Annotated in this window: 15 protein-coding genes; 5 read left to right on the top strand and 10 right to left on the bottom strand. The window is 72.0% G+C overall.

What is annotated here, in order from left to right:
- Positions 1-561 precede the first annotated feature (561 nt).
- Positions 562-1,617: a phosphate ABC transporter substrate-binding protein PstS gene (pstS, locus tag ABD067_RS04050; protein ID WP_343893879.1), complete on the top strand. Its 1,056-nt coding sequence runs from the start codon at positions 562-564 to the stop codon at positions 1,615-1,617.
- 633 nt (positions 1,618-2,250) lie between these two features.
- Here the strand turns inward: pstS and ABD067_RS04045 are convergent.
- On the bottom strand, positions 2,251-3,306 hold the full coding sequence (locus ABD067_RS04045) for a hypothetical protein (protein WP_343893878.1): 1,056 nt from the start codon (positions 3,304-3,306) through the stop codon (positions 2,251-2,253).
- Between the two features lie 83 nt (positions 3,307-3,389).
- Complete coding sequence (locus ABD067_RS04040) at positions 3,390-4,268, bottom strand: LysR substrate-binding domain-containing protein (protein ID WP_343893877.1); 879 nt, start codon at positions 4,266-4,268, stop codon at positions 3,390-3,392.
- Between the two features lie 163 nt (positions 4,269-4,431).
- Here ABD067_RS04040 and ABD067_RS04035 point away from each other — a divergent pair, with 163 nt between their 5' ends.
- Positions 4,432-5,340: a manganese catalase family protein gene (locus ABD067_RS04035; protein ID WP_343893876.1), complete on the top strand. Its 909-nt coding sequence runs from the start codon at positions 4,432-4,434 to the stop codon at positions 5,338-5,340.
- A gap of 10 nt (positions 5,341-5,350) precedes the next feature.
- Here ABD067_RS04035 and ABD067_RS04030 read toward each other — a convergent pair whose 3' ends face one another.
- Together ABD067_RS04030 and ABD067_RS04025 are read right to left on the bottom strand one after the other, a co-directional pair.
- On the bottom strand, positions 5,351-6,025 hold the full coding sequence (locus ABD067_RS04030) for a phosphorylase family protein (RefSeq protein WP_343893875.1): 675 nt from the start codon (positions 6,023-6,025) through the stop codon (positions 5,351-5,353).
- A complete protein-coding gene (locus ABD067_RS04025; protein ID WP_343893874.1) occupies positions 6,022-7,221 on the bottom strand; it encodes a M20 aminoacylase family protein in 1,200 nt (399 codons plus the stop codon). The genes ABD067_RS04030 and ABD067_RS04025 overlap by 4 nt, the downstream gene beginning before the upstream one ends.
- Before the next feature lie 170 nt (positions 7,222-7,391).
- Here ABD067_RS04025 and ABD067_RS04020 point away from each other — a divergent pair, with 170 nt between their 5' ends.
- Positions 7,392-7,646, top strand: coding sequence for a PepSY domain-containing protein (locus ABD067_RS04020; protein ID WP_343893873.1), 255 nt, complete (start codon positions 7,392-7,394; stop codon positions 7,644-7,646).
- Here the strand turns inward: ABD067_RS04020 and ABD067_RS04015 are convergent.
- The 3 genes from ABD067_RS04015 to ABD067_RS04005 are packed head-to-tail and all read right to left on the bottom strand — an operon-like array spanning position 7,643 to position 10,516.
- Positions 7,643-7,867 carry a DUF2783 domain-containing protein gene (locus ABD067_RS04015; protein WP_343893872.1) on the bottom strand — a complete coding sequence of 75 codons (225 nt, stop codon included), beginning with the start codon at positions 7,865-7,867 and terminating at the stop codon, positions 7,643-7,645. The genes ABD067_RS04020 and ABD067_RS04015 overlap by 4 nt on opposite strands.
- The gene (locus ABD067_RS04010) at positions 7,864-9,528 is read right to left on the bottom strand and encodes an FAD-dependent oxidoreductase (RefSeq protein ID WP_343893871.1); all 1,665 of its coding nucleotides are present in this window, start codon (positions 9,526-9,528) and stop codon (positions 7,864-7,866) included. Before ABD067_RS04010 ends, ABD067_RS04015 begins: the two co-directional genes overlap by 4 nt.
- Before the next feature lie 7 nt (positions 9,529-9,535).
- The gene (locus ABD067_RS04005) at positions 9,536-10,516 is read right to left on the bottom strand and encodes an MBL fold metallo-hydrolase (RefSeq protein ID WP_343893870.1); all 981 of its coding nucleotides are present in this window, start codon (positions 10,514-10,516) and stop codon (positions 9,536-9,538) included.
- A gap of 111 nt (positions 10,517-10,627) precedes the next feature.
- Between ABD067_RS04005 and ABD067_RS04000 the strand changes: the two genes are divergently transcribed.
- Positions 10,628-11,152: a MarR family winged helix-turn-helix transcriptional regulator gene (locus tag ABD067_RS04000; RefSeq protein ID WP_343893869.1), complete on the top strand. Its 525-nt coding sequence runs from the start codon at positions 10,628-10,630 to the stop codon at positions 11,150-11,152.
- 140 nt (positions 11,153-11,292) lie between these two features.
- Positions 11,293-11,922, top strand: coding sequence for a hypothetical protein (locus tag ABD067_RS03995; RefSeq protein WP_343893868.1), 630 nt, complete (start codon positions 11,293-11,295; stop codon positions 11,920-11,922).
- Between the two features lie 15 nt (positions 11,923-11,937).
- Here the strand turns inward: ABD067_RS03995 and ABD067_RS03990 are convergent, their stop codons facing one another.
- The 3 genes from ABD067_RS03990 to ABD067_RS03980 form a co-directional block, all read right to left on the bottom strand.
- Complete coding sequence (locus ABD067_RS03990) at positions 11,938-12,510, bottom strand: DUF2937 family protein (protein WP_343893867.1); 573 nt, start codon at positions 12,508-12,510, stop codon at positions 11,938-11,940.
- Positions 12,511-12,579: 69 nt separating this feature from the next.
- Positions 12,580-14,916 (bottom strand): xanthine dehydrogenase family protein molybdopterin-binding subunit, encoded by a 2,337-nt coding sequence (locus tag ABD067_RS03985; protein ID WP_343893866.1) that lies wholly within the window; start codon positions 14,914-14,916, stop codon positions 12,580-12,582.
- A gap of 81 nt (positions 14,917-14,997) precedes the next feature.
- Complete coding sequence (locus ABD067_RS03980; protein WP_343894177.1) at positions 14,998-18,198, bottom strand: efflux RND transporter permease subunit; 3,201 nt, start codon at positions 18,196-18,198, stop codon at positions 14,998-15,000.
- Positions 18,199-18,237: the final 39 nt, after the last annotated feature.

The raw sequence follows: 18,237 nt of genomic DNA, 5'->3' as shown, positions 1-18,237 counted from the left end.
GGCAAGGGAGACATGCGTCCTATCTTCCAGTTCGGCAACATTCAAACTGACCCACTACCCGTTTTTGCACGCGCTTGCCCAGGATGTCTGGCCGTGGGTGAAGGACCCTGACGGGCAACCGGTCTGGGAAGCCCGGACGGCGCCGAGGCCGCAGGTCCAAGCGAGGCGGACGCGGCGAGGACCGGAGCGGGGCCGTCCCGCCCCGATGCCGTCTGCCGCTCGGTGCGGAGCGCCCTCGCGGCCGCCCTCCGGCGATGTTCGCGGTGCACGGCGGCGGGGCGCGAGGTCTCCCGACGCTTTCCCGTCACGGACGCCGGGCGGTTTCCTTCCTGCCGCCGCTTCATCGCCTCCACGGTCGTCTGTAGACCTTTGGCCAGTCCCGGATGGGCGCGCACGACCCGGCGGTCGCGCGCCCCGGCACTGGCACTCGCAACTCCCACCAGGATGCACGCGGCGTTGTTGCCTTATGGTTGAATAAGCCGTAAGATTTTCGTCATTATGGCCCCGTCCGGTCGGACCCTGTTGGGCGGCAAGCCTTTGGCGAAGGAAGGAATCCAGCGCGTGCGTAGACGCTCTCTCATCACCGCGGCGAGCCTCGCGGCGGCCTCCCCCTTCCTGCCTCGCTTGGCGCTGGCCCAAGGGGCGAGCATCGTCGGCGGCGGCGCCGTTTCGCCCCGGCAAGCCTATGAAAAATGGGCGCAACTGGCGCAGGCCGCCCTGGGCATCCAGATGACCTACCAGGGCAGCAACTCGAACACCGGCGCGGACCAAGTCGTCGCCCGGCAGGTGGACTTCGCCGGGACCGACAACCCGAAGCGCCCGGGCATGCTCCGCGAGCAGCACCTGATCCAATTCCCCGCCGTGCTCAGCGCTTACGTGCCGGTGGTGAACCTGCCGGGCGTGCAGCCGAACCAGCTCAAGCTGACCGGCGAACTGCTGGCCGACCTGTTCCTCGGCAAGATCACCAAATGGAACGACAAGAAGCTGGCCGCCGAGAACGCCGGCCTCCGCCTGCCCGACATGCCCGTGGTGCCCGTGCATCGCGCCGACCCGTCCGGCCCGACGTATTACTTCACCACCTACCTGACCCGCGTGTCCGAGGCTTGGGCACAGGGGCCGCGCGCCTCCAACAAGGTGAACTTCCCGACGGGTCAGAGCGTGACGGCCGACGGGGGCATGATCGAGAAGGTGAAGGCCACGCCGGGCGCGATCGGCTACACCGGGGCGTCCAACGCCAAGAGCGCCCAACTCGCCACGGTGTCGCTCAGGAACCGCGCCGGCGCCTTCGTGGCCGCCGACGCCGCCGCCTTCGCCAAGGCCGCCGAGGCGGGCGACTGGTCGGCGCCGGGCTTCGTCACCGAGATGGTCGACCTTGAGGCGGAGGGTGCGTGGCCGATCGTCACGCCGACCTTCATCCTGATGCCGTCCAACCCGGAAGCCGACAAGGTGACGGCCAGCCTGAACACCATGAAGTTCTTCGATTGGGCGTTCAGCAACGCCGGCGAAGCCACCACGGGCCTGGGCTTCGTCCCGCTCCCGGCCGCCCTGCACGATTCGATCAAGCAGGTGTGGCGCCGCGTGAAGGGGCCGGACGGCAAGCCCATCTGGGAAGCCTGAACGACGGCAGGCGGCGCGCGCGGCCCGTGGCCGCCCGCGCCGCCTCACCGCTGGCCTCTCCGTCCGGCCGGCGGCCGCGATCCGCTGGAACTCGGCCCGGTGCGCGGTTACGGACGGGGACGCCGGAAGAGGATCGGGCGGCGGCGGCACCGACCGCGCGCCGTTCCTTTGCGCGTGCCCGCGGGCCTGGACGACGGGCGAGCATCGGACAATCGGCCTGCTTCGTCGCCGTCCGCGCGCCTGTGCTCCGGGCCGCTCCGCTTGGAGCGACGCGGGCGCGGCACCGGCTTCCCGCTGCCCTTGCCGACGCGTGGGCGACCATGCGCCGCAGCGGTCGGCGAACCGCCGGTTCCGGTGCTCGAAAAGTGTGGTGGAACGCGGCCCGGTGCTCAGCGGCATCAGGCGCTCGATCCTTCGGCGACGCGCGGCTCCCCGCGGCGGGCCGGACATGCCTCGATGGAGAGGGGCGCCGGGCGCGACGCCGCGCCGTTGCGTGACGCCGGCAGCCGCTTCGGAGGCTACCGGCCTTGTCGCTGGCGCCGCCGCGGCGGCGGACCTTTTTTCGGGCACCGGCCCCGCACCTCCCGCGCCGCGCCCGCGCCGTCGTCGCACCCTGGCGCTCGGCAGCGGCGTTCAGGCGGTGACGGGTTTCAGCCCGCCATGCGGTGCGCTCGCCTCGCGCGGGGCGAGCTGGGCGGCCGCGTCGGGCGGGGTGCCCTTCTTCGCATTGAACGAGAAGGCGTCGTCCCTGAACTTGATGTGCCGCTCGTTGACGACGACGAGCATTCTGAACCGGGCCCGCATTTCCGGGCCGCTGAACAGCGCGGTGTCCGGTATGCCGCCGGCGCGTTCGATCTCCGCGTCGGTCACGGCGAAGGGCTGGTCGACGCTGGTTTTGTAGCCCCGCACGATGTCCCAGAAGTTCTTGATGCGGGACCGCCACTCGGCGTAGTCGGCCCGCCAAGCCTCCGCCGAGGCGTGGCTGCGGCCGTCGGCGTAGAACAGCCGGTCGAACAGGTCGGACGCCTCGGCGTCTAGGCGCCGCAGCACCTCGTCGGCATCGCGCGCGCGCAGGATGTCGAAAACCTGCCCTTCGAAGTCGCGCATGCGCGCGTCCTTCTCGGCGAGGGCGTGGCGGAGTTGGGCCACCTGCTCCTCCAGCCCGGCCACCTGGGGCAGGACCGACCGTCTGAGCGCCTCGACCTGAGTCTTGGACCGGCGCTCCGCGTTTTCCGCCTCGGCCATGATCCGCGCGAGGATCGCGCCCTGCTCCCGCTCCATCCGTTGCACCGCGCGCAGGAGCGCCTCCTGGGCCTCCCGGCCCGCACCGCCGCCGCCCGTCGCCGCGGTGCCCAGCTTGTCGTCGAGCCGGGCGAGCTGGGCCGAGACCGCGGCGACGAATTCCCGCACGATCGGGTCGCCCCCGGCGGCGGGGGCGGCGGACGGGCCGCCGCGCGGCGTCCCCAGCCGGACCGCGGTGGCGAAGGCCAAGCCCGCCGCGCAGGCGCCGCCCAGGCCGGCGAACACGACGGCGCCCGGGCCGAGTTCCACGATGGGCTCGACCGTCGCGGCGGCGAGGCCCGTCACGGTCGCGGCCCCTGCCCAAAGCGCGATCCAGCTCCAGGCCGCTTGGCCGATGCCGGGCGCGCCGGCGGGTCGGCCTGTGGGGTGGGGAAGCTTGATGGGCATGGCGACCACAATGCAGGGTTCGTTCGGTTTTTTTCAACCTCTGCGTTGGTGCGCTGCGAGGATTGGCCGGCCGCGACGCGCCTTCAACACGCCACCCGCAACGGCGCGGGCGCGATGCGGCGGAACAGCCCGACGACCGCGGCCAAGTGCGCCGCCCGCGGGTCGGTGCGGCGGACGGCCAGGGCGACCTCCCGCCCGACCTCCGAGGCCAATTCCCCGTACGCGAGCGACGGCGCATCGCCGAGCGCCGCGGCGGCGAGGGCCGGCATCAACGCGTAGCCTTCTCCGGCCGCGACCATCTGCCGCAGCAACTCCAACCCGGCGGCGTGCCGCCGGCCCGGCGGGGCCTGCAAGCCGCAGATGGCGAGCGTCTGGTCGCGGAGGCAGTGGCCTTCGTCCAACACGAGCAGCCCGTCCCCGCCGTCTTCCGGCCAGCCGGGTTGCGCCCCGGCGGCGTGCATCATCAGGAAGGGCTCGAAGAACAGCGGGTGGAGCGCGAGCGCGGGGTCCTCTTGCGGGAGGCAGAGCAGCGCCGCGTCGAGCTCGCCGTTCTTCAGCCGGTCCACCAGGTCGACGGTCCGGGCCTCCGACACGACCGGGCGCGTGTCCGGGAAGGCCTCCCGCATGGGCCGCAGCGCGTGGGGCAGGAAGTAGGGGCCGATGGTGGGGATCGCGCCGATGCGGAAGGCGCCGGCCAGCGGCGCGCCGGCGGCGCGTGCTAACTCCACCAAGCCCTGGGCCTCGGCCAGCACGCCCCGCACGCGGGCCAGCAGGGCGGCGCCTTGGCCGGTCAGCAGCACGCGCCCCGGCGACCGCTCGAACACCGTCACACCGAGCCAGGATTCGAGTTTGCGGACCTGCGCGGAAAGCGCCGGCTGGGACACGCCGCACCTTTCCGCAGCCCGCCCGAAATGGCGGCACTCGGCGACCGCCACCAAATATTCAAGGTCGCGCAGGGACAAGCCGGCAAGTGACAGGGTTGACGCTCCGGGCTGTGCCAAACACGATAGGCAACGGCTATCGGGCCGACAAGATCAATCTCTTTCCCCTATCGCGCCGCCGCCTCCACGTTTCGCTCCGCGGCGGGCGGCAGCAGCCTCCCGTCCACCGAGAAGGAGGACGCATATGTTCCTGAGGATCGACCGCTTGCAGGTGGAGATGCCCCTGCCGAAGGAGCCGGACCCGGTCGCGGCCGCTGCGGTGCAGGAGCTGATGGGCGGGCGCTTCGGCGAGATGACCACGCTCAACACCTACATGTTCCAGAGCTTCAACTTCCGCCAGCGCGAGAAGCTGCGCCCGTTCTACGCGCTGATCGCCAACATCGCGACGGAAGAGCTGGGCCACATCGAGCTGGTCGGCGCCGCTGTGAACGGGCTGCTCAACGGCATCCAGCCGAAAGGCGACATGAGCAAGGGCGAGCCGTCCTTCGCCGGCATGTTCACCGGCGCCGCGCTGAAGGCGCACGTCGCGCCGGGGCCGCACGCCGGCATCATGTGCGCCGACAGCCTCGGCAACCCGTGGAAGGGCGACTACATCTTCAACTCGGGGAACCTGATCCTCGACCTGCTCCACAACTTCTTCCTGGAGAACGGCGCCCGCACCGCCAAGCTGCGCGCGTACCAGCTCACCACCAACCCGGCGGCGCGGCGGATGCTGGGCTACCTGTTCACCCGCGGCGGCGTCCACGCGCACGCCTACGCGCTGGCGCTGGAGCAGCTCACGGGCGTGGACATGAAGAAGATGCTGCCGATCCCGAATCTGCAACCGGAGCAGATCCCGGAAAGCCGCCCGTTCCTGGAGGAAGGCTGGCACCGCCGCCTGTACCGCTTCTCCACGAACGACTACGACGAGATCAAGTCCATCTGGCAGGGCCAAGCGCTGGACAACTCCGGCCCGCTGGAGGTGCGCGACGGCCCGCCGGAGGGCGGCCCGCAGTACGACCTGGACGGCTCGTCCGAGGCGTTCATCCCCGACTACCACCCCCAGGAGATCCTGGAGATGGCGCAGAAGCTGTACAACAAGGCCAAGGGCTGAGCGGCGTCCGCTAGCCCATGTCGTTGGCCGGGAGGGGCGCCGCCCCTCCCGGCCGCGGCAGATCGCGCGCCGCCCTGGCGAGCGACTCCAAGGCGGTGCGGCTGCGTTTCGCCACCTGCACCAGCGCCGGCAGCTCGCCCGGCCGGCGCAGCAGCGCCATAGCCACGCGGCCCGGCGCCGGGCGGCCCGTCCGCGTGAGGCCGACCGCGGCGGCGCGCGGCAGCACCTCCTCCGCGGTGTCGGCCACCGCGCGCAGCACCGCGAAGGGCAGGCCGCGCGAGGCGGCGAAGGCCGCGGCCACCGCGCTCTCCATGTCCACCACCAGAGCGTCCGTCATCAGGCGCAAGGAGCGCTTGGCGTCGGGCCCCGAGACCACCGCTGACGCGCCGGCGACCACGCCGAGCCGCGCGCCGCTCGCGCGCACCAGCGCCGAGGACCAAACCGTGTCGGCCGGCCAAGCGCCGCCCGGCGCGCGCACCCGCGTCGCCACCACCAACGCGCCGGGCTCCAACGCGGTGTCGAGCCCGCCCGCGATGCCGAAGCTCAGCACCGCCGTCGCGCCTTCCGCGGCTTCGTCCAGCTTGCTTCGCAGGCGCGCCGGATCGCCGCCGCTGACCACGACGCGCAGGCCGGGCGGCAGCAGCGCCGCTTCCGCCCGCATCCCTGTGGCGACGATGACCGTCATGGCGCGGGCGGCGCTTCCGACACCGGCGGCAGCTCGCGTTCCGCCACCGCGGCCAGCACGCCGGCACCGTAGGGGATCGCGGCGTCGTTGAAGTCGTACTGCGGGTTGTGGACCTCGGTGCCGCCCGCGTCCCCGCCGACGCCGTTGCCGGTGACGATGTAGGCGCCGGGGCACTCGGCCAGCATGTAGGCGAAATCCTCCGACCCCATCACCGCCGGCCGGTCCCGCTCGACGCCCTCCTCGCCCACCAACGAGGCGGCGGCGTCCGCGAAGACCTCCGCCTGCTCGGCGGCGTTCACCACCGGGATGGTGACCTCGCGGAAGTCCAGCGCGGCGGTCGCGCCGAAGCCGGCGGCGATGCTCTCGGCCAGCGCGCGCATCCGCGCTTCCACCAACCGCATCGTTCCGGCCGCGAAGGCGCGCACCGTGCCGCGCAGCGCCACCCGCTCCGGGATCACGTTGTAGGCGCGGCCCGCGTCGAAGCCGGTGACGCTCACCACCGCGGCTTCCGCCGAGGGGACGTTGCGCGCCACCACGGACTGGAGCGCGGAGACGATCTGCGCGCCGCAGACCACCGGGTCCACCGTGTTCTCCGGCCGCGCGCCGTGGCCGCCCTTGCCGTGGACGTGGATGTCGAAGAAGGCGCAGCCCGCCATCATGGCGCCGGGGCGGATGCCGTAGCGCCCGACCGCCAAGCCGGGGCGGTTGTGCAGCCCGTACACCGCGTCGCAGGGGAAGCGCCGGAACAGGCCGTCGGCCACCATGGCGCGGGCGCCGCCGCCGCCCTCTTCGGCGGGCTGGAAGATGAAGTGGACCGTGCCGTCGAAGCGGCGCGTCTCGGCGAGGTAGCGGGCGGCGCCGAGCAGCATTGTCGTGTGCCCGTCGTGCCCGCAGGCGTGCATCTTGCCGGGCACGGTGGAGCGGTGCGGGAAGCCGTTCTCCTCCTCCATGGGCAGCGCGTCCATGTCGGCGCGGAGCCCCACCGCCCGGTTGCCGCGGCCGTTCCGCAAGGTGCCCACGACGCCGGTGGCGCCCCCGATCCCGGTCCGGACCTCGATGCCCCACGAACGGAGGCGTTCCGCCACAAGGGCGGCCGTGCGGTGCTCCTCGAGGCCGAGTTCGGGGTGGGCGTGGAAGTCGCGGCGCCACGCTGCGAGCTGGTCCTGCCAGCCGCGGATGTGCTCGATGGGGTTCAAGGGTGTCTCCTGGTCTCCCCATTATCCCCCGTCCGGCGGGGCCGGGCAAACCCGCCGGGGCCTCCGGCGCGTTTCTCGCTTGGTCGAGGCGCCGATGCGACACACGAGGGGAGATCGCAACCCGCCGGCGCCGGGGCCGTTCTCGCGGCGACCAAGGGAGCACCGCCGCCATGCGCCGTACACCGTTCCTCGCCGCCGCGTTCCTGGTGCCGCTCGCCGCCGCCGAAGCGCGCGAGCCGGCGCCGGAGATGAAGGCCCGCATCGAAGCGGCGCTGCGCGAGCAGGGCTACACCGCTTGGGAGGAGATCGAAATGAAACGGGACGGCCGCGTCGAGGTGGACGACGCCCGCTCCACCGACGGGAAGGAGTACGACCTTGAACTCGACCCGCAAACCCTGCGGGTGACCAAGCGCGAGGAGGATTAGCGTTCGGCGTCCGGGGCCGCGCCGCCGCCGCCCGCCGCGCGCGCGAGCGCGATGGCTTCCCGGAGCACGGCGTCGTCGCCGATGTGGTTGGCCAGCAGAATGACCAGCCTGGCGTCCAGGCGGCGCGACGCCGCCTCGTCCAGGTCGCGGTGCGCTTCCATCAAGGCGGCGTAGAAGCCGTCCGGGTCCGCCAAGCGGGGTTCGGTGCGGAGGACCGTCATGCCGCGGCCGCCGCTACCGCGTTCCCGAGCGCCCGGGCGTGGGCGGACCGCACCGCTTCGGGCGTGGGCGCGCGGAAGCCGGCAGCGACGTGGCCGTCCGGGCGCAGCAGCAGCGCCTCGCCCGGGACGCAGCCCCAGCGGCGCGCGGCGAGGCCGGAGTGGTCCACCAGCACGCCTGGGAGGTGCCCCGGCGCCGCCTCGCGCTCGGCGACGACGACGAGGTCCACACCGGGGGGCGCAGGGGGCGCCCGCAGCCCGGTTTCGTCGAAGGCGAGCAGGGTGAAGCGGCCGCCGGTGTTCAGGTGCCGCAGCAGCCAGTCCGGCCGTCCGTCCCGCAGCACCGGCGCGTCCACCGGCGGCGACCCGGTGGGCAGCGCCGCGGGCGGGGCGCCGCCGTCCGGCGTGGAGAGCGGGCTCCCGGCCAGCACGGTCGGGCGCGACAAGCGGCCGGAGTTCACCAGCGGCCGGGCCAGGGCGTGCGTCTCCGCGAGTTCGAGCACGGCGTCGCGGTAGGCGAGGGCGGCGCCGGACTTGGGCGTGATGAAATCCGTGCTGCGGGAGGAGTGCAGGATGTTCTCGTCCGCGGCCGGGCCGCGCTCGGCGTCGTAGCTGTCGAGCAGCGGTTCCGGCGCGCCGCCTTCCAGCACCGCCGCGAGCTTCCAGCCGAGGTTGTCGGCGTCCTGCACCCCGCTGTTGCCGCCGCGCGCCCCGAATGGGCTGACCTGGTGCGCGGAGTCGCCCACGAAGAACGTGCGGCCGTGGCGGAAGCGCTCCAGCCTGCGGCAGCGGAAGGTGTAGACGCTGGCCCAGCCGATCCCGACCGGCACGTCCGGACCGAGCATCGCGCGCAGCCGCGCTTCCACGCGCTCCGGCCGCCGCTCCGCCTCCGGGTCGGAGTCCGCGTCGAGCTGGAAGTCCATCCGCCACTCGCCGTCCGCCTGGCGGTGCAGCAGCACCGTTTTGCCGGGATGGAAGGGCGGATCGAACCAAAAGCGGCGCTCGGCGGGATAGGGGAGGTCCATCCGCACGTCTGCGATGAGGAAGCGGTCTCGGAACACCTGCCCGACGAACGGGAGGCCGAGCGCCTGGCGGATGCCGCTGCGGGCGCCGTCGCAGGCGAGCAGCCATCCGGCGCGCAGGCTGTAGGCGCCGTCCGGCGTCTCGACCGTCAGCAGCGGGCCGTCCGGGCGGTTCTCGATCGCCGCCGCGCGGTTGCGCCAGCGGAGGTCCACGAGGCCGGTAGCGGCGCAAGCCTCCACCAGCCACTCCTCCACGTAGTATTGCTGCAGGTTCACGAAGGCCGGGTAGGCGTGGCCCTGCTCCGGCAGAAGGTCGAAGCTGTAAGCTTCCGCGTCGCGGAAGAAGACCCGGCCGGTGTTCCAGGTGACGCCCTTCTCCAGGAAGCGCTGGCCGAGCCCGAGCCGGTCGTAGATCTCCAGCGTGCGCTTGGCCCAGCAGATGGCGCGGCTGCCGACGGAGACGGTGTCGTCCTCGTCGAGCAGGACGGACGCCACGCCGCGCCGCGCCAAGTCGAGCGCGAGCGTCAGCCCTACCACGCCGCCGCCGACGACCACGACGCGCGCATCCTCCGCCCTCCCGGGGCCGTCGAGCGCGGCCGGGCGGCGGTAGGCGTAGCGCGGGCAGACGTGGGAGGACGGCATCGCGCGGTCAGGGCCGGGCTTGGGCGGACTTCACCGGCGCGTCGCCTTCCAACGCGCGCCACATCTCGAGGTCGCGCTCGGCCGTCCAGATGCGCGGGTGATGCGTGCCCCCCGCCTCGTCGTAGGCGCGCGACACGTTGAACGGCATGCAGTGGTCGAAGATCACCCAGTGGCCGAAGCGCGGGCGCATGTGGTCCACCGTGTCGCGGTAGATCTCCCGCAGCGCCCAGCCCTTGGCGACGCCCTCCTGCACACGGGCGAAGAGCGTGCTCGTGAACGCCTCGGTGTCGGCCAAGCCCTGCGCCACGTCTTCGCGCGTGAGCAGGGCGCGGCCCCGCCCAGGCACCAGCTTCTCCGGCCCGAGGTCGCGGATGGCCCGCAAGGTCGCGGGCCAGTCGGCGAAATGGGCGTCGCCGCAGTAGGGCGTGGCGCCGAACTCCACCGTGTCCCCGGCGAACAGCACGCGCTCCTTCGGCATCCACACCACCGTGTCGCCCGCCGTGTGGGCGCGGCCGATGTGGATCGCCTGCGCTTCCCGCTCACCGAGCCAGAGCGCCATTTTCCGTTCGAAGGAATGCGTCGGCCACGTCAGGCCCGGGATGCTCTCGCGGCCGCGGAACAGGCGCGGGAAGCGGCCGATCTCGCTTTCCATGTCTTGCTGCCCGCGCTCCACGATCAGCGCGCGCGTCGCGTCGGAGGCGATCACCGCGTGCGCCCCGTAACCGGAAGCGCCCAGCACGCGCACCGCGTGGTAGTGCGAAAGGACAACCTGCGTCACCTTGCGGTCGGTGACAGCGGCGATGCGCCCCATCACATCTCGCGCAATCGCCGGCGTCGCCTGCGCGTCCACCACGACAACGCCATCATTGCCGACGATGATGCCGGAGTTGGGGTCGCCTTCCGTGGTGTAGGCGTAGAGGCCGGGGCCGAGTTCGTCGAAGGAAACGGCCTTCTCGGCCGTGTCGGTGGTGGAGGCGAAGCCGGCCATGTGGTGCCCTCCCGCGCGCCGCTGCGACGGGTGACATGGCGCGCCGCGGCCGCCTTGCCAAGCGCGCCGGCAGGGGGCGGGGCCAGGGGACGGGCTGAGGGGGAGGAGCCGATGGAACGGAGGCTCGCTGCGCAACGGCCGGGGGCCGGGGGAGCGGGGGACGCGCCGGCGGCGTTCGCCTTGGAGGAATTCCTGCCCCACAGGCTTTCCGTGGTCAGCGCCCGCGCGCACCGCCTGTTCGCGCGCGCCTACGCGGACCGGGCCGGGCTTTCCGTGCCGGAATGGCAGGTGCTGTCGGTGCTCGCGCGCTCCGGCGACCTGTCCGCGACCGACGTGGCGAGGCAGGCGGCGATGGACAAGGTGAAGGTGAGCCGCGCCGTGCGGTCCCTCATCGAGCGCCGGCTGGTGCGGCGCGCGGAAGACCGGCGCGACCGGCGCATGCGGCGGCTCGCCATCACCGCGCCCGGGCGCCGCGTCCAGGCCGGCACCATGCCGCTGGTCCACGCCTTGGAAAGCGAGATGCTGGGGCCGCTTTCCGCCGACGACCGGGAGCGGTTGCGCGCGGTGTTGTCGCGGCTCGACCGCCATTTGGCCGCCCTCGGCGCGGATGCCGCCGAAGCCGCGGACGAGGATTGAAGGGCAGTCGGCGCGAACAGCGTGCCGCGCAGCCTGGGCCGGGTCCGGGCCGTCCTCCCGGGCGTGCCGACGCCGCCGGTACGGCGTGCGGCCGGCGCACGGCCGTTGTAGGATGGCGGCGCACGCATCCGGAGGACCGCATGCCCCGCCGCCGCGCCTTGACCGTCGCCGCGCTCCTCGGCGGGCCCTTGCTCGGCTGGTCGGGTGCGCCTGTTTACGCCCAGTCCAAGGACCCGTCCTTTCGCGTGGTCAACCGTTCGCCGAGCGCGGTGCAGGAGCTTTACGCCTCCCCGTCCACGCAGCCGAACTGGGGGCAGGACCGGCTCGGCACCGACGTCGTCCAACCGGGCGCCAGCCACATCGTGCGGCTGCCGGCGGACGGGAATTGCGTTTACGACCTCCGCTTCGTGTACGAGGGCGGCAAGAGCGAGGAGAAGCGCAACCTCAACACCTGCGACCTGGTGGACGTGGTGCTGGACGGCGGCGGGCAAGCGGCGGCGGCGCCCCAGGCGGCGCAGACCAACCCGTCCTTCAACCTGGTCAACCAGAGCGGGCGGGTGATCGAACAGTTCTACGCGTCGCCCTCTTCGCAGCAGGGCTGGGGGCCGGACCGGCTCGGCAACGACGTCGTCCAGCCCGGAGCCCGCTTCGCCGTGCGCCTGCCGCTGGGCGAGTGCCGGTACGACCTGCGCGTGGTGTGGCGCGGCGGCGACGCGCAGGAGCGCCGCAACATCAACACCTGCGAGATGAACGACTACGTCGTGCGCTGAAACCGGCCCTGCAGGTCAGGGCGCGAAGCGGGCGGCGTCGCCGCGGCCCCGCCGCCCTGGACCGAACACCGCGCCGAACGCCGAAACGAGCAACTCCGCCACGAACGAGCCGGCGACCAGCCCGGCGATCCCGTAGACGGCCGCCGCCGCGCTGAGGACGACCTGCGGCACGTGGGTGTCGAAGGCGGTCCGCAGCACCGCCCATTTGTCCCCTCCGGCTGGGTCCTCGGCCGCGTCCACCAGGGCGGTGACGGGCCGCAGCAGCGGCGGCGCGGCCTCGATGCGGTCGTGCGCGGCGCGGAGGGCGCGGGCGCGCTCCACCGAAGCCGCCAGCGCCTGCGCGTTGGCCGGCTCCACGGCCTGTAGCGCCGCGATCACCGCCTCGTCGGCCTCCCCGGCGCCGCGGTAGAAGCGTCGAGCGGACGCCTTCCTTTGTTCGATGTCGCGCCGCGCGTCCTCGGCGATCTGCAGCAGCGCGGCGGCGTAGCCGTGCGCCACGGCCGGCACCTGCATCGCAAGCAGGGCGAGGGCGAGCGGAAGCCCTAGGCGGAGGGCGTCCGACAGCCAGCGCCCGACGAAACCCGCCATCCGCCGCCGCTCCCCAAGGCCCTACTAGAGGCGGGCGGAGGGCGTCTCCGCCCTGCCGCCCGCCTTCGCTCAGGCCGCCTTGGCCCCGTGCAGGGCCTTCCACACCGTCTCCGGTGTCGCCGGCATGTCGATGTGGTTCACGCCCGCGCCCGCGAGTGCGTCGACCACGGCGTTGATCAGCGCCGGCGGCGAGCCGACCGCGCCGGCCTCGCCGGCTCCCTTCACGCCCAACGGGTTCGTCTCGCAGGGCACTTCGATCAGATCCACCTCGATGTCCGGCAGGTCCACCGCGCGCGGCAGGCAGTAGTCCATGAAGGAGGCCGAGAGGAGCTGGCCGCTGTCCTTGTCGTAGGCGGTGCGCTCCAGCATCGCCTGGCCCACGCCCTGCGCCACGCCGCCGTGGACCTGGCCCCGCACGATCATCGGGTTCACGGCGTGGCCGACGTCGTCCACCACGATGTAGCGCGGCACGTCGATGACGCCGGTGTCCGGGTCGATCTCCACCTCCGCCACGTGGCAGCCGTTGGGGAAGGTGTGGGACTTGATCTCCGCCACCTCCGCGGCGTCGAGCAGCGTCGCCGGCTCGCCCTTCGCCGCCCGCTCGCGCTGGATCTTGGCGAGCGACATGATGTCCACGCCGCGGTCGGTGCCGACGACCGAGAAGCGGCCGCCGCCCGAGGGCGCGAACTCGATGTCGATCACCGCCGCTTCCAGGTGCTCGGACGCCGCCTGCTTGCCCTTCTCGACCACCGTCGCCGTGGTCAGGAGGATCGCCTGCCCCTCCGAGTAGAGGGAGCGGGCGCCCCCGGTGCCGCCGCCCGTCGGGATCTGGTCCGAATCGCCTTGCACGATGCGGATGCGGTCGATCGGGATGCCCAGCTCGTGGCTGGTCAGCATCGCATAGGCGGTCTCGTGCCCCTGGCCGGTGCTCTGCGTGCCGACCAGCACCTCGACCATGTCGTCCTTGGCGAAGCGCACCTCGGCGCGCTCCGTCGGCCCGCCGCCGGTGGCCTCGAGGTAGTAGGCGAGGCCGATGCCGCGCTGCTTGCCGCGCTGCTCGGACGCCGCCTTGCGCGCGGCGAAGCCGTCCCAGTCCGCCTTGCGCAACGCCTCGTCCATCACGGTCCGGAAGTCGCCGCTGTCGTAGCGCTGGCCGATGGCGGTGACGTAGGGCATGGCGCTCTGCGGCACCATGTTGCGCTTGCGGATCTCGATGCGGTCGATGTTGAGTTCGCGCGCCGCCGCGTCGATCAGCCGCTCCACGAGGTAGTTGCTCTCCGGCCGCCCGGCGCCGCGGTAGGCGTCCACCGGCACCGTGTTGGTCAGCACGCCGAGCACGCGCGCGTGGATCGCCTTGAAGTCGTAGACGCTGGCTAGGACTTTCGTGCCGGCCCCGGTCGGGATGAAGGGCGCGAAGGTGGAGAGGTAGGCGCCCATGTTGGCGTAGTTGCGCGTCCTGAGCGCCAGGAACTTGCCGTCCTTGTCCACCGCCAGCTCGCCCAGCGTGATGTTGTCGCGGCCGTGGGTGTCGGACACGAAGGCCTCGCTCCGCTCCGCCGCCCAGCGCACCGGCCGGCCGAGGCGCCGCGCCGCCATGCAGACCAGCGCGTACTCGGCGTAGAGGTACAGCTTCATGCCGAATCCGCCGCCCACGTCCGGGGTGACGACGCGGAACTTCTCCGGCGGAAGCTTGAAGACGGCGTCGGCCAGGAGGTTCTTCACCAGCCAGGAGCCCTGCGTGCCGCAGTGGAGGGTGAACTTGCCCTCCGCCTTGTCGTACTCGGCGGTCGCGGCGCGTCCCTCCATGCTGGCGACGACCACGCGGTTGTTCACCACCGTCAGCCGCGTGACGTGCGCGGCCTTGGAGACCAGCTCGTCGGCCTTCGCCTTGTCGCCCGCTTCCCAGTCGAAGACGATGTTGCTCTCGATCCCGTCCCAGACCTTCGGGGCGCCGGGCTCGTGCGCCACCGCGAGATCGACCACGGCGGGCATGGGGTCGTAGTCCACCGTCACGGCTTCCGCGCCGTCTCGCGCAGCCTGCGCCGTTTCGGCAACCACGAAGGCCACGGCATCCCCGACGTGCCGCACCCGGTCCTCGGCGAGCGCGATGCGCGGCGTCTCGGCGCGGTCGGAGCCGTCGGCGTTCTTGAGCGGGATGATGCAGGGGATCTCGCCGAGCCCTTCCTCGCGCCACTCCTTGGCGGTGATCACGGCGAGCACGCCCGGCACCTCCAGCGCCGCCGCCGTGTCGATGGACAGGATCTTCGCCGCGGCGTGCGGGGAGCGCAGGACCACACCGTGCGCCGCACCCGCCGGCGCCAAGTCGTCGGTGTAACGGCCGCCGCCCAATAGCAGGCGCGGGTCCTCGATGCGACGCAGCGGCTGGCTCAGCCCGAACTTTGCCATGAGGTCGTTCCCCCGTTCCGGTTCCTGCCCATCATGTGTTGAGGACGGCGCCCTTGGGAAGGCCCCGGGAAGCGGCGGGCGTCACTTCGCCATCTCCGGCACACGCTGGTCCGCCGCCGGCTTCGGCCCTTCCCCGGGGCCTTGGCCCGGCGGCTCGACGGGGCGCACGCCGAACCAGCCCTTCACCCGCTCCCGCATGGTTTGGAACACCACGTAGAGCATCGGGATCAGGAAGATGCCGACCAGCGACGCCGCCAGCATGCCGCCGAAGACCGGGGTGCCGACCGCGCGGCGCGACAGCATGGCCGCGCCCTCGGCCCACACCAGCGGCACCAGGCCGAGCACGAAGGCGATGGAGGTCATCATCACCGCCCGGAACCGGAGGCGCGAGCCCTCCACGGCCGCGTCGCGGATGCCCATGCCGCGCTCCCGCGCCTCCTTGGCGAATTCGATGATGAGGATGCCGTTCTTGGCCGCCAGCGCGATCAGCACCACGAGGCCGATCTGCGCGTAGACGTCCAGGCTCAGCCCGGCGACCTGGATCGCCAGGAAGGAGCCGAGGCCGCCCACCACCACCGAAAGCAGCACCGGGATCGGGATGGTCCAGCTCTCGTAGAGCGCCACCAGGAACAGGTAGGCGAACAGCACCGCGAGGGCCACGACGTAGATGGTCTGCCCCGCGGCCAGCTTCTCCTGGTAGGCGGTGCCGGTCCACTCGAAGGAGTAGCCGGCGGGCAGCACGCGGGCGGAGAGTTGCTCCATCGCCGCCAGCGCGTCACCGGAGGAGACGCCGGGCCGCGGCGCGCCGTTGATGGTGAGCGAGCGGAAGTTGTTGTAGCGCTGGATCGTCTGCGGCCCGACCACCGTGCGGATCTCGGCGAAGGCCTGCAAAGGCACCATCTCGCCGCGACTGCTGCGCACGCGGATGCGCCAGATGTCCGGGATGTCGTTCCGGTCCTCCGCTTCCGCCTGGATGTTCACCTGCCAGGTCCGGCCGAACTGGTTGAAGTCGTTCACGTAAAGGCCGCCGAGCGAGGCCTGGAGCGCCGTGAACACGGAGGAGATCGGCACCCCGAGCGCCTGCGCCTTGTCCCGGTCGATGTCGAGGAAGATGCTCGGCGTCGTGGGCGAGAAGGTGGAAAACACCTGCGCCAGCCGCGGGTCCTGGTTGGCCTGCACGATCAGGCCGAGCATGGCGCCGCCGAGTTCCGTGGCGTCCCGGCCCTGGAGGTCCTGGAGCTGGTACTCGAAGCCGCCGCCGGTGCCGAGGCCGATGATGGGCGGCAGGTTGAAGGCGATCACGTTCGCCGTGCGCACCGCTTGCCCGGCGCCGAACACCTGGCCGATGGCGGCGAAGACCGAGTCCTGCGCCGCCGTCCGGTCCTCGAACGGCTTCAGCCGCGCCACGACGAAGGCGGAGTTGGACTGCGCGCCCTGGTCGATCAGGCTGAAGCCGACGATGGCGAGCACGTTCTCCACCGCCGGGATCTGCTTCAGTATGCCCTCCACCTGCACCACGGCATCGCGGGTGCGGGACAGGGATGCGGCCTGCGGCAACTGCACCTGTACGAAGAAGGTCCCCTGGTCCTCCTGCGGCAGGAAGCCCTGCGGCGTCTTGGAACCGATGGTCCACACGGCGAAGGCGAGCCCGGCCGTGGCGACGAGCGACAGGATCGAAACGCGCACCAGCCGCCGCACAACCGCGGCGTAGCCGTCCCGCACCGCGTCGATGCTCCGCAGCACGTACTTGATCGGGCCCCGCTTCGGCCCGTGGTGGGGCCGGAGGAACAGCGCGCAGAGGGCCGGCGACAGGGTGAGGGCGTTGATGGCGGAGATCACCATCGCCGCCGAAATCGTCACCGCGAACTGCCGGAACAGCACGCCCGACAGGCCGGGGATGAAGGCCACCGGCACGAACACCGAGAGCAGCACCAGGGTGATGGCGATTATCGGCGCCGTGATCTCCCGCATCGCCTGCTTGACGGCTTGGGCCGGCGTCCAGTCCGGGTGCTCCGCCATCACCCGCTCGACGTTCTCCACCACCACGATGGCGTCGTCCACTACGATGCCGATGGCGAGCACCATGCCGAGCAGCGAGATCGTGTTGGCGCTGTAGCCGATGGCGAGCAGGACCACGAAGGCGCCGACCAGGCTGACGGGCACCGCGATGGTCGGGATCAGGGTGGCGCGGAGCGACCCCAGGAACAGGTACACCACGATTACGACCAGCACGAAGGCTTCGAGCAGGGTCTTGATGACCTCGTAGATGGTGTCCACCACGAAGGTCGAGCTGTCGTACAGGACCTGGGAGCGCATACCTTCCGGGAAGCGGCCGCCGAGCTCGTCCAGGGTGCGCTGGACCGCGCCCGAGACCTGCACGGCGTTGGCGCCGGGCGAGAGGTAGACGCCCATGGTCACCGCCGGCTGGCCGTTCAGGCGGCTCTGGGTGTCCATGGACTGCGCGCCCAGCTCCACGCGCGCCACGTCCTTCACCCGCAGCACGGAGCCGTCCGGGTTGGCGCGCACCACGATCTCGCCGAACTGCTCGGGCGTGACCAGGCGGCCCAGCGTCTGGATGTTGATCTGGAACTGCTGGGTGTCCGGGATGGGCTGCGCGCCGATGCGGCCCACCGCGGCCTGGACGTTCTGGCTCCGGATGGCGTCGGCCAGGTCGCTCGGCGTCAGGTTCAGGTTGGTCAGCCGGTCGATCTCGAACCAGACCCGCATCGAGTAGTTCATCAGGCCGAACAGGTTCACCTGGCCCACGCCGGGCGTGCGGGCGAGCCGGTCGATCATGTTGATCGTGGCGTAGTTGCTCAGGAACAGCGGCGTGTGCGCCGGGTCCGACGAGGCGAGCGCGATGAATTGCAGCACGGAGGAGGACTGCTTGCGCACGATCAGCCCGGCCCGCTGCACCTCCTGCGGCAGGCGGGCGATGTTCGCCTGGATGCGGTTGTTGACGTTGACCGTGTTGATGTCCGGGTTGGAGCCGAGCAGGAACGAAACGTTGAGCTGGTAGGTGCCGTCGTTGGCGCTGTTCGAGCGCATGTAGATCATGTTCTCGACGCCGTTGACCGCGCTCTCGATGATCTGCGCGACCGTCGCCTCCACCACCGCCGCCGAGGCGCCGGGGTAGGTCGCCTGCACCGAGACCTGCGGCGGCACGATGTCGGGGAACTGCGCCACCGGGATGCGCAGCAAAGCGAGCAGCCCCGCCAGCGTGGTCAGGATGGCTATGACGATGGCCAGCCGGGGCCGGTCGACGAAGGTGCCGGAGATCATGGTGGTTTCAGCCCTGCTGCCGGCTGGCGGCAGCGGGGC

Origin of the sequence: Craurococcus roseus, assembly GCF_039523795.1 — a bacterium.
Taxonomy (GTDB): domain Bacteria; phylum Pseudomonadota; class Alphaproteobacteria; order Acetobacterales; family Acetobacteraceae; genus Craurococcus; species Craurococcus roseus.
This window is presented reverse-complemented; position numbering and strand designations above follow the sequence as displayed.

Excerpts from the sequence above, each read along its gene's own strand:
- ABD067_RS04015 (WP_343893872.1), bottom strand. The coding sequence starts at position 7,867 with ATGACGGTCCTCCGCACCGAACCCCGCTTGGCGGACCCGGACGGCTTC.
- ABD067_RS04005 (WP_343893870.1), bottom strand. The coding sequence starts at position 10,516 with ATGGCCGGCTTCGCCTCCACCACCGACACGGCCGAGAAGGCCGTTTCC.
- ABD067_RS03980 (WP_343894177.1), bottom strand. The coding sequence starts at position 18,198 with ATGATCTCCGGCACCTTCGTCGACCGGCCCCGGCTGGCCATCGTCATA.
- ABD067_RS04030 (WP_343893875.1), bottom strand. The coding sequence starts at position 6,025 with ATGACGGTCATCGTCGCCACAGGGATGCGGGCGGAAGCGGCGCTGCTG.
- ABD067_RS04000 (WP_343893869.1), top strand. The coding sequence starts at position 10,628 with ATGGAACGGAGGCTCGCTGCGCAACGGCCGGGGGCCGGGGGAGCGGGG.
- ABD067_RS04020 (WP_343893873.1), top strand. The coding sequence starts at position 7,392 with ATGCGCCGTACACCGTTCCTCGCCGCCGCGTTCCTGGTGCCGCTCGCC.
- ABD067_RS04045 (WP_343893878.1), bottom strand. The coding sequence starts at position 3,306 with ATGCCCATCAAGCTTCCCCACCCCACAGGCCGACCCGCCGGCGCGCCC.
- ABD067_RS03990 (WP_343893867.1), bottom strand. The coding sequence starts at position 12,510 with ATGGCGGGTTTCGTCGGGCGCTGGCTGTCGGACGCCCTCCGCCTAGGG.
- ABD067_RS04035 (WP_343893876.1), top strand. The coding sequence starts at position 4,432 with ATGTTCCTGAGGATCGACCGCTTGCAGGTGGAGATGCCCCTGCCGAAG.
- ABD067_RS03985 (WP_343893866.1), bottom strand. The coding sequence starts at position 14,916 with ATGGCAAAGTTCGGGCTGAGCCAGCCGCTGCGTCGCATCGAGGACCCG.
- ABD067_RS03995 (WP_343893868.1), top strand. The coding sequence starts at position 11,293 with ATGCCCCGCCGCCGCGCCTTGACCGTCGCCGCGCTCCTCGGCGGGCCC.
- ABD067_RS04010 (WP_343893871.1), bottom strand. The coding sequence starts at position 9,528 with ATGCCGTCCTCCCACGTCTGCCCGCGCTACGCCTACCGCCGCCCGGCC.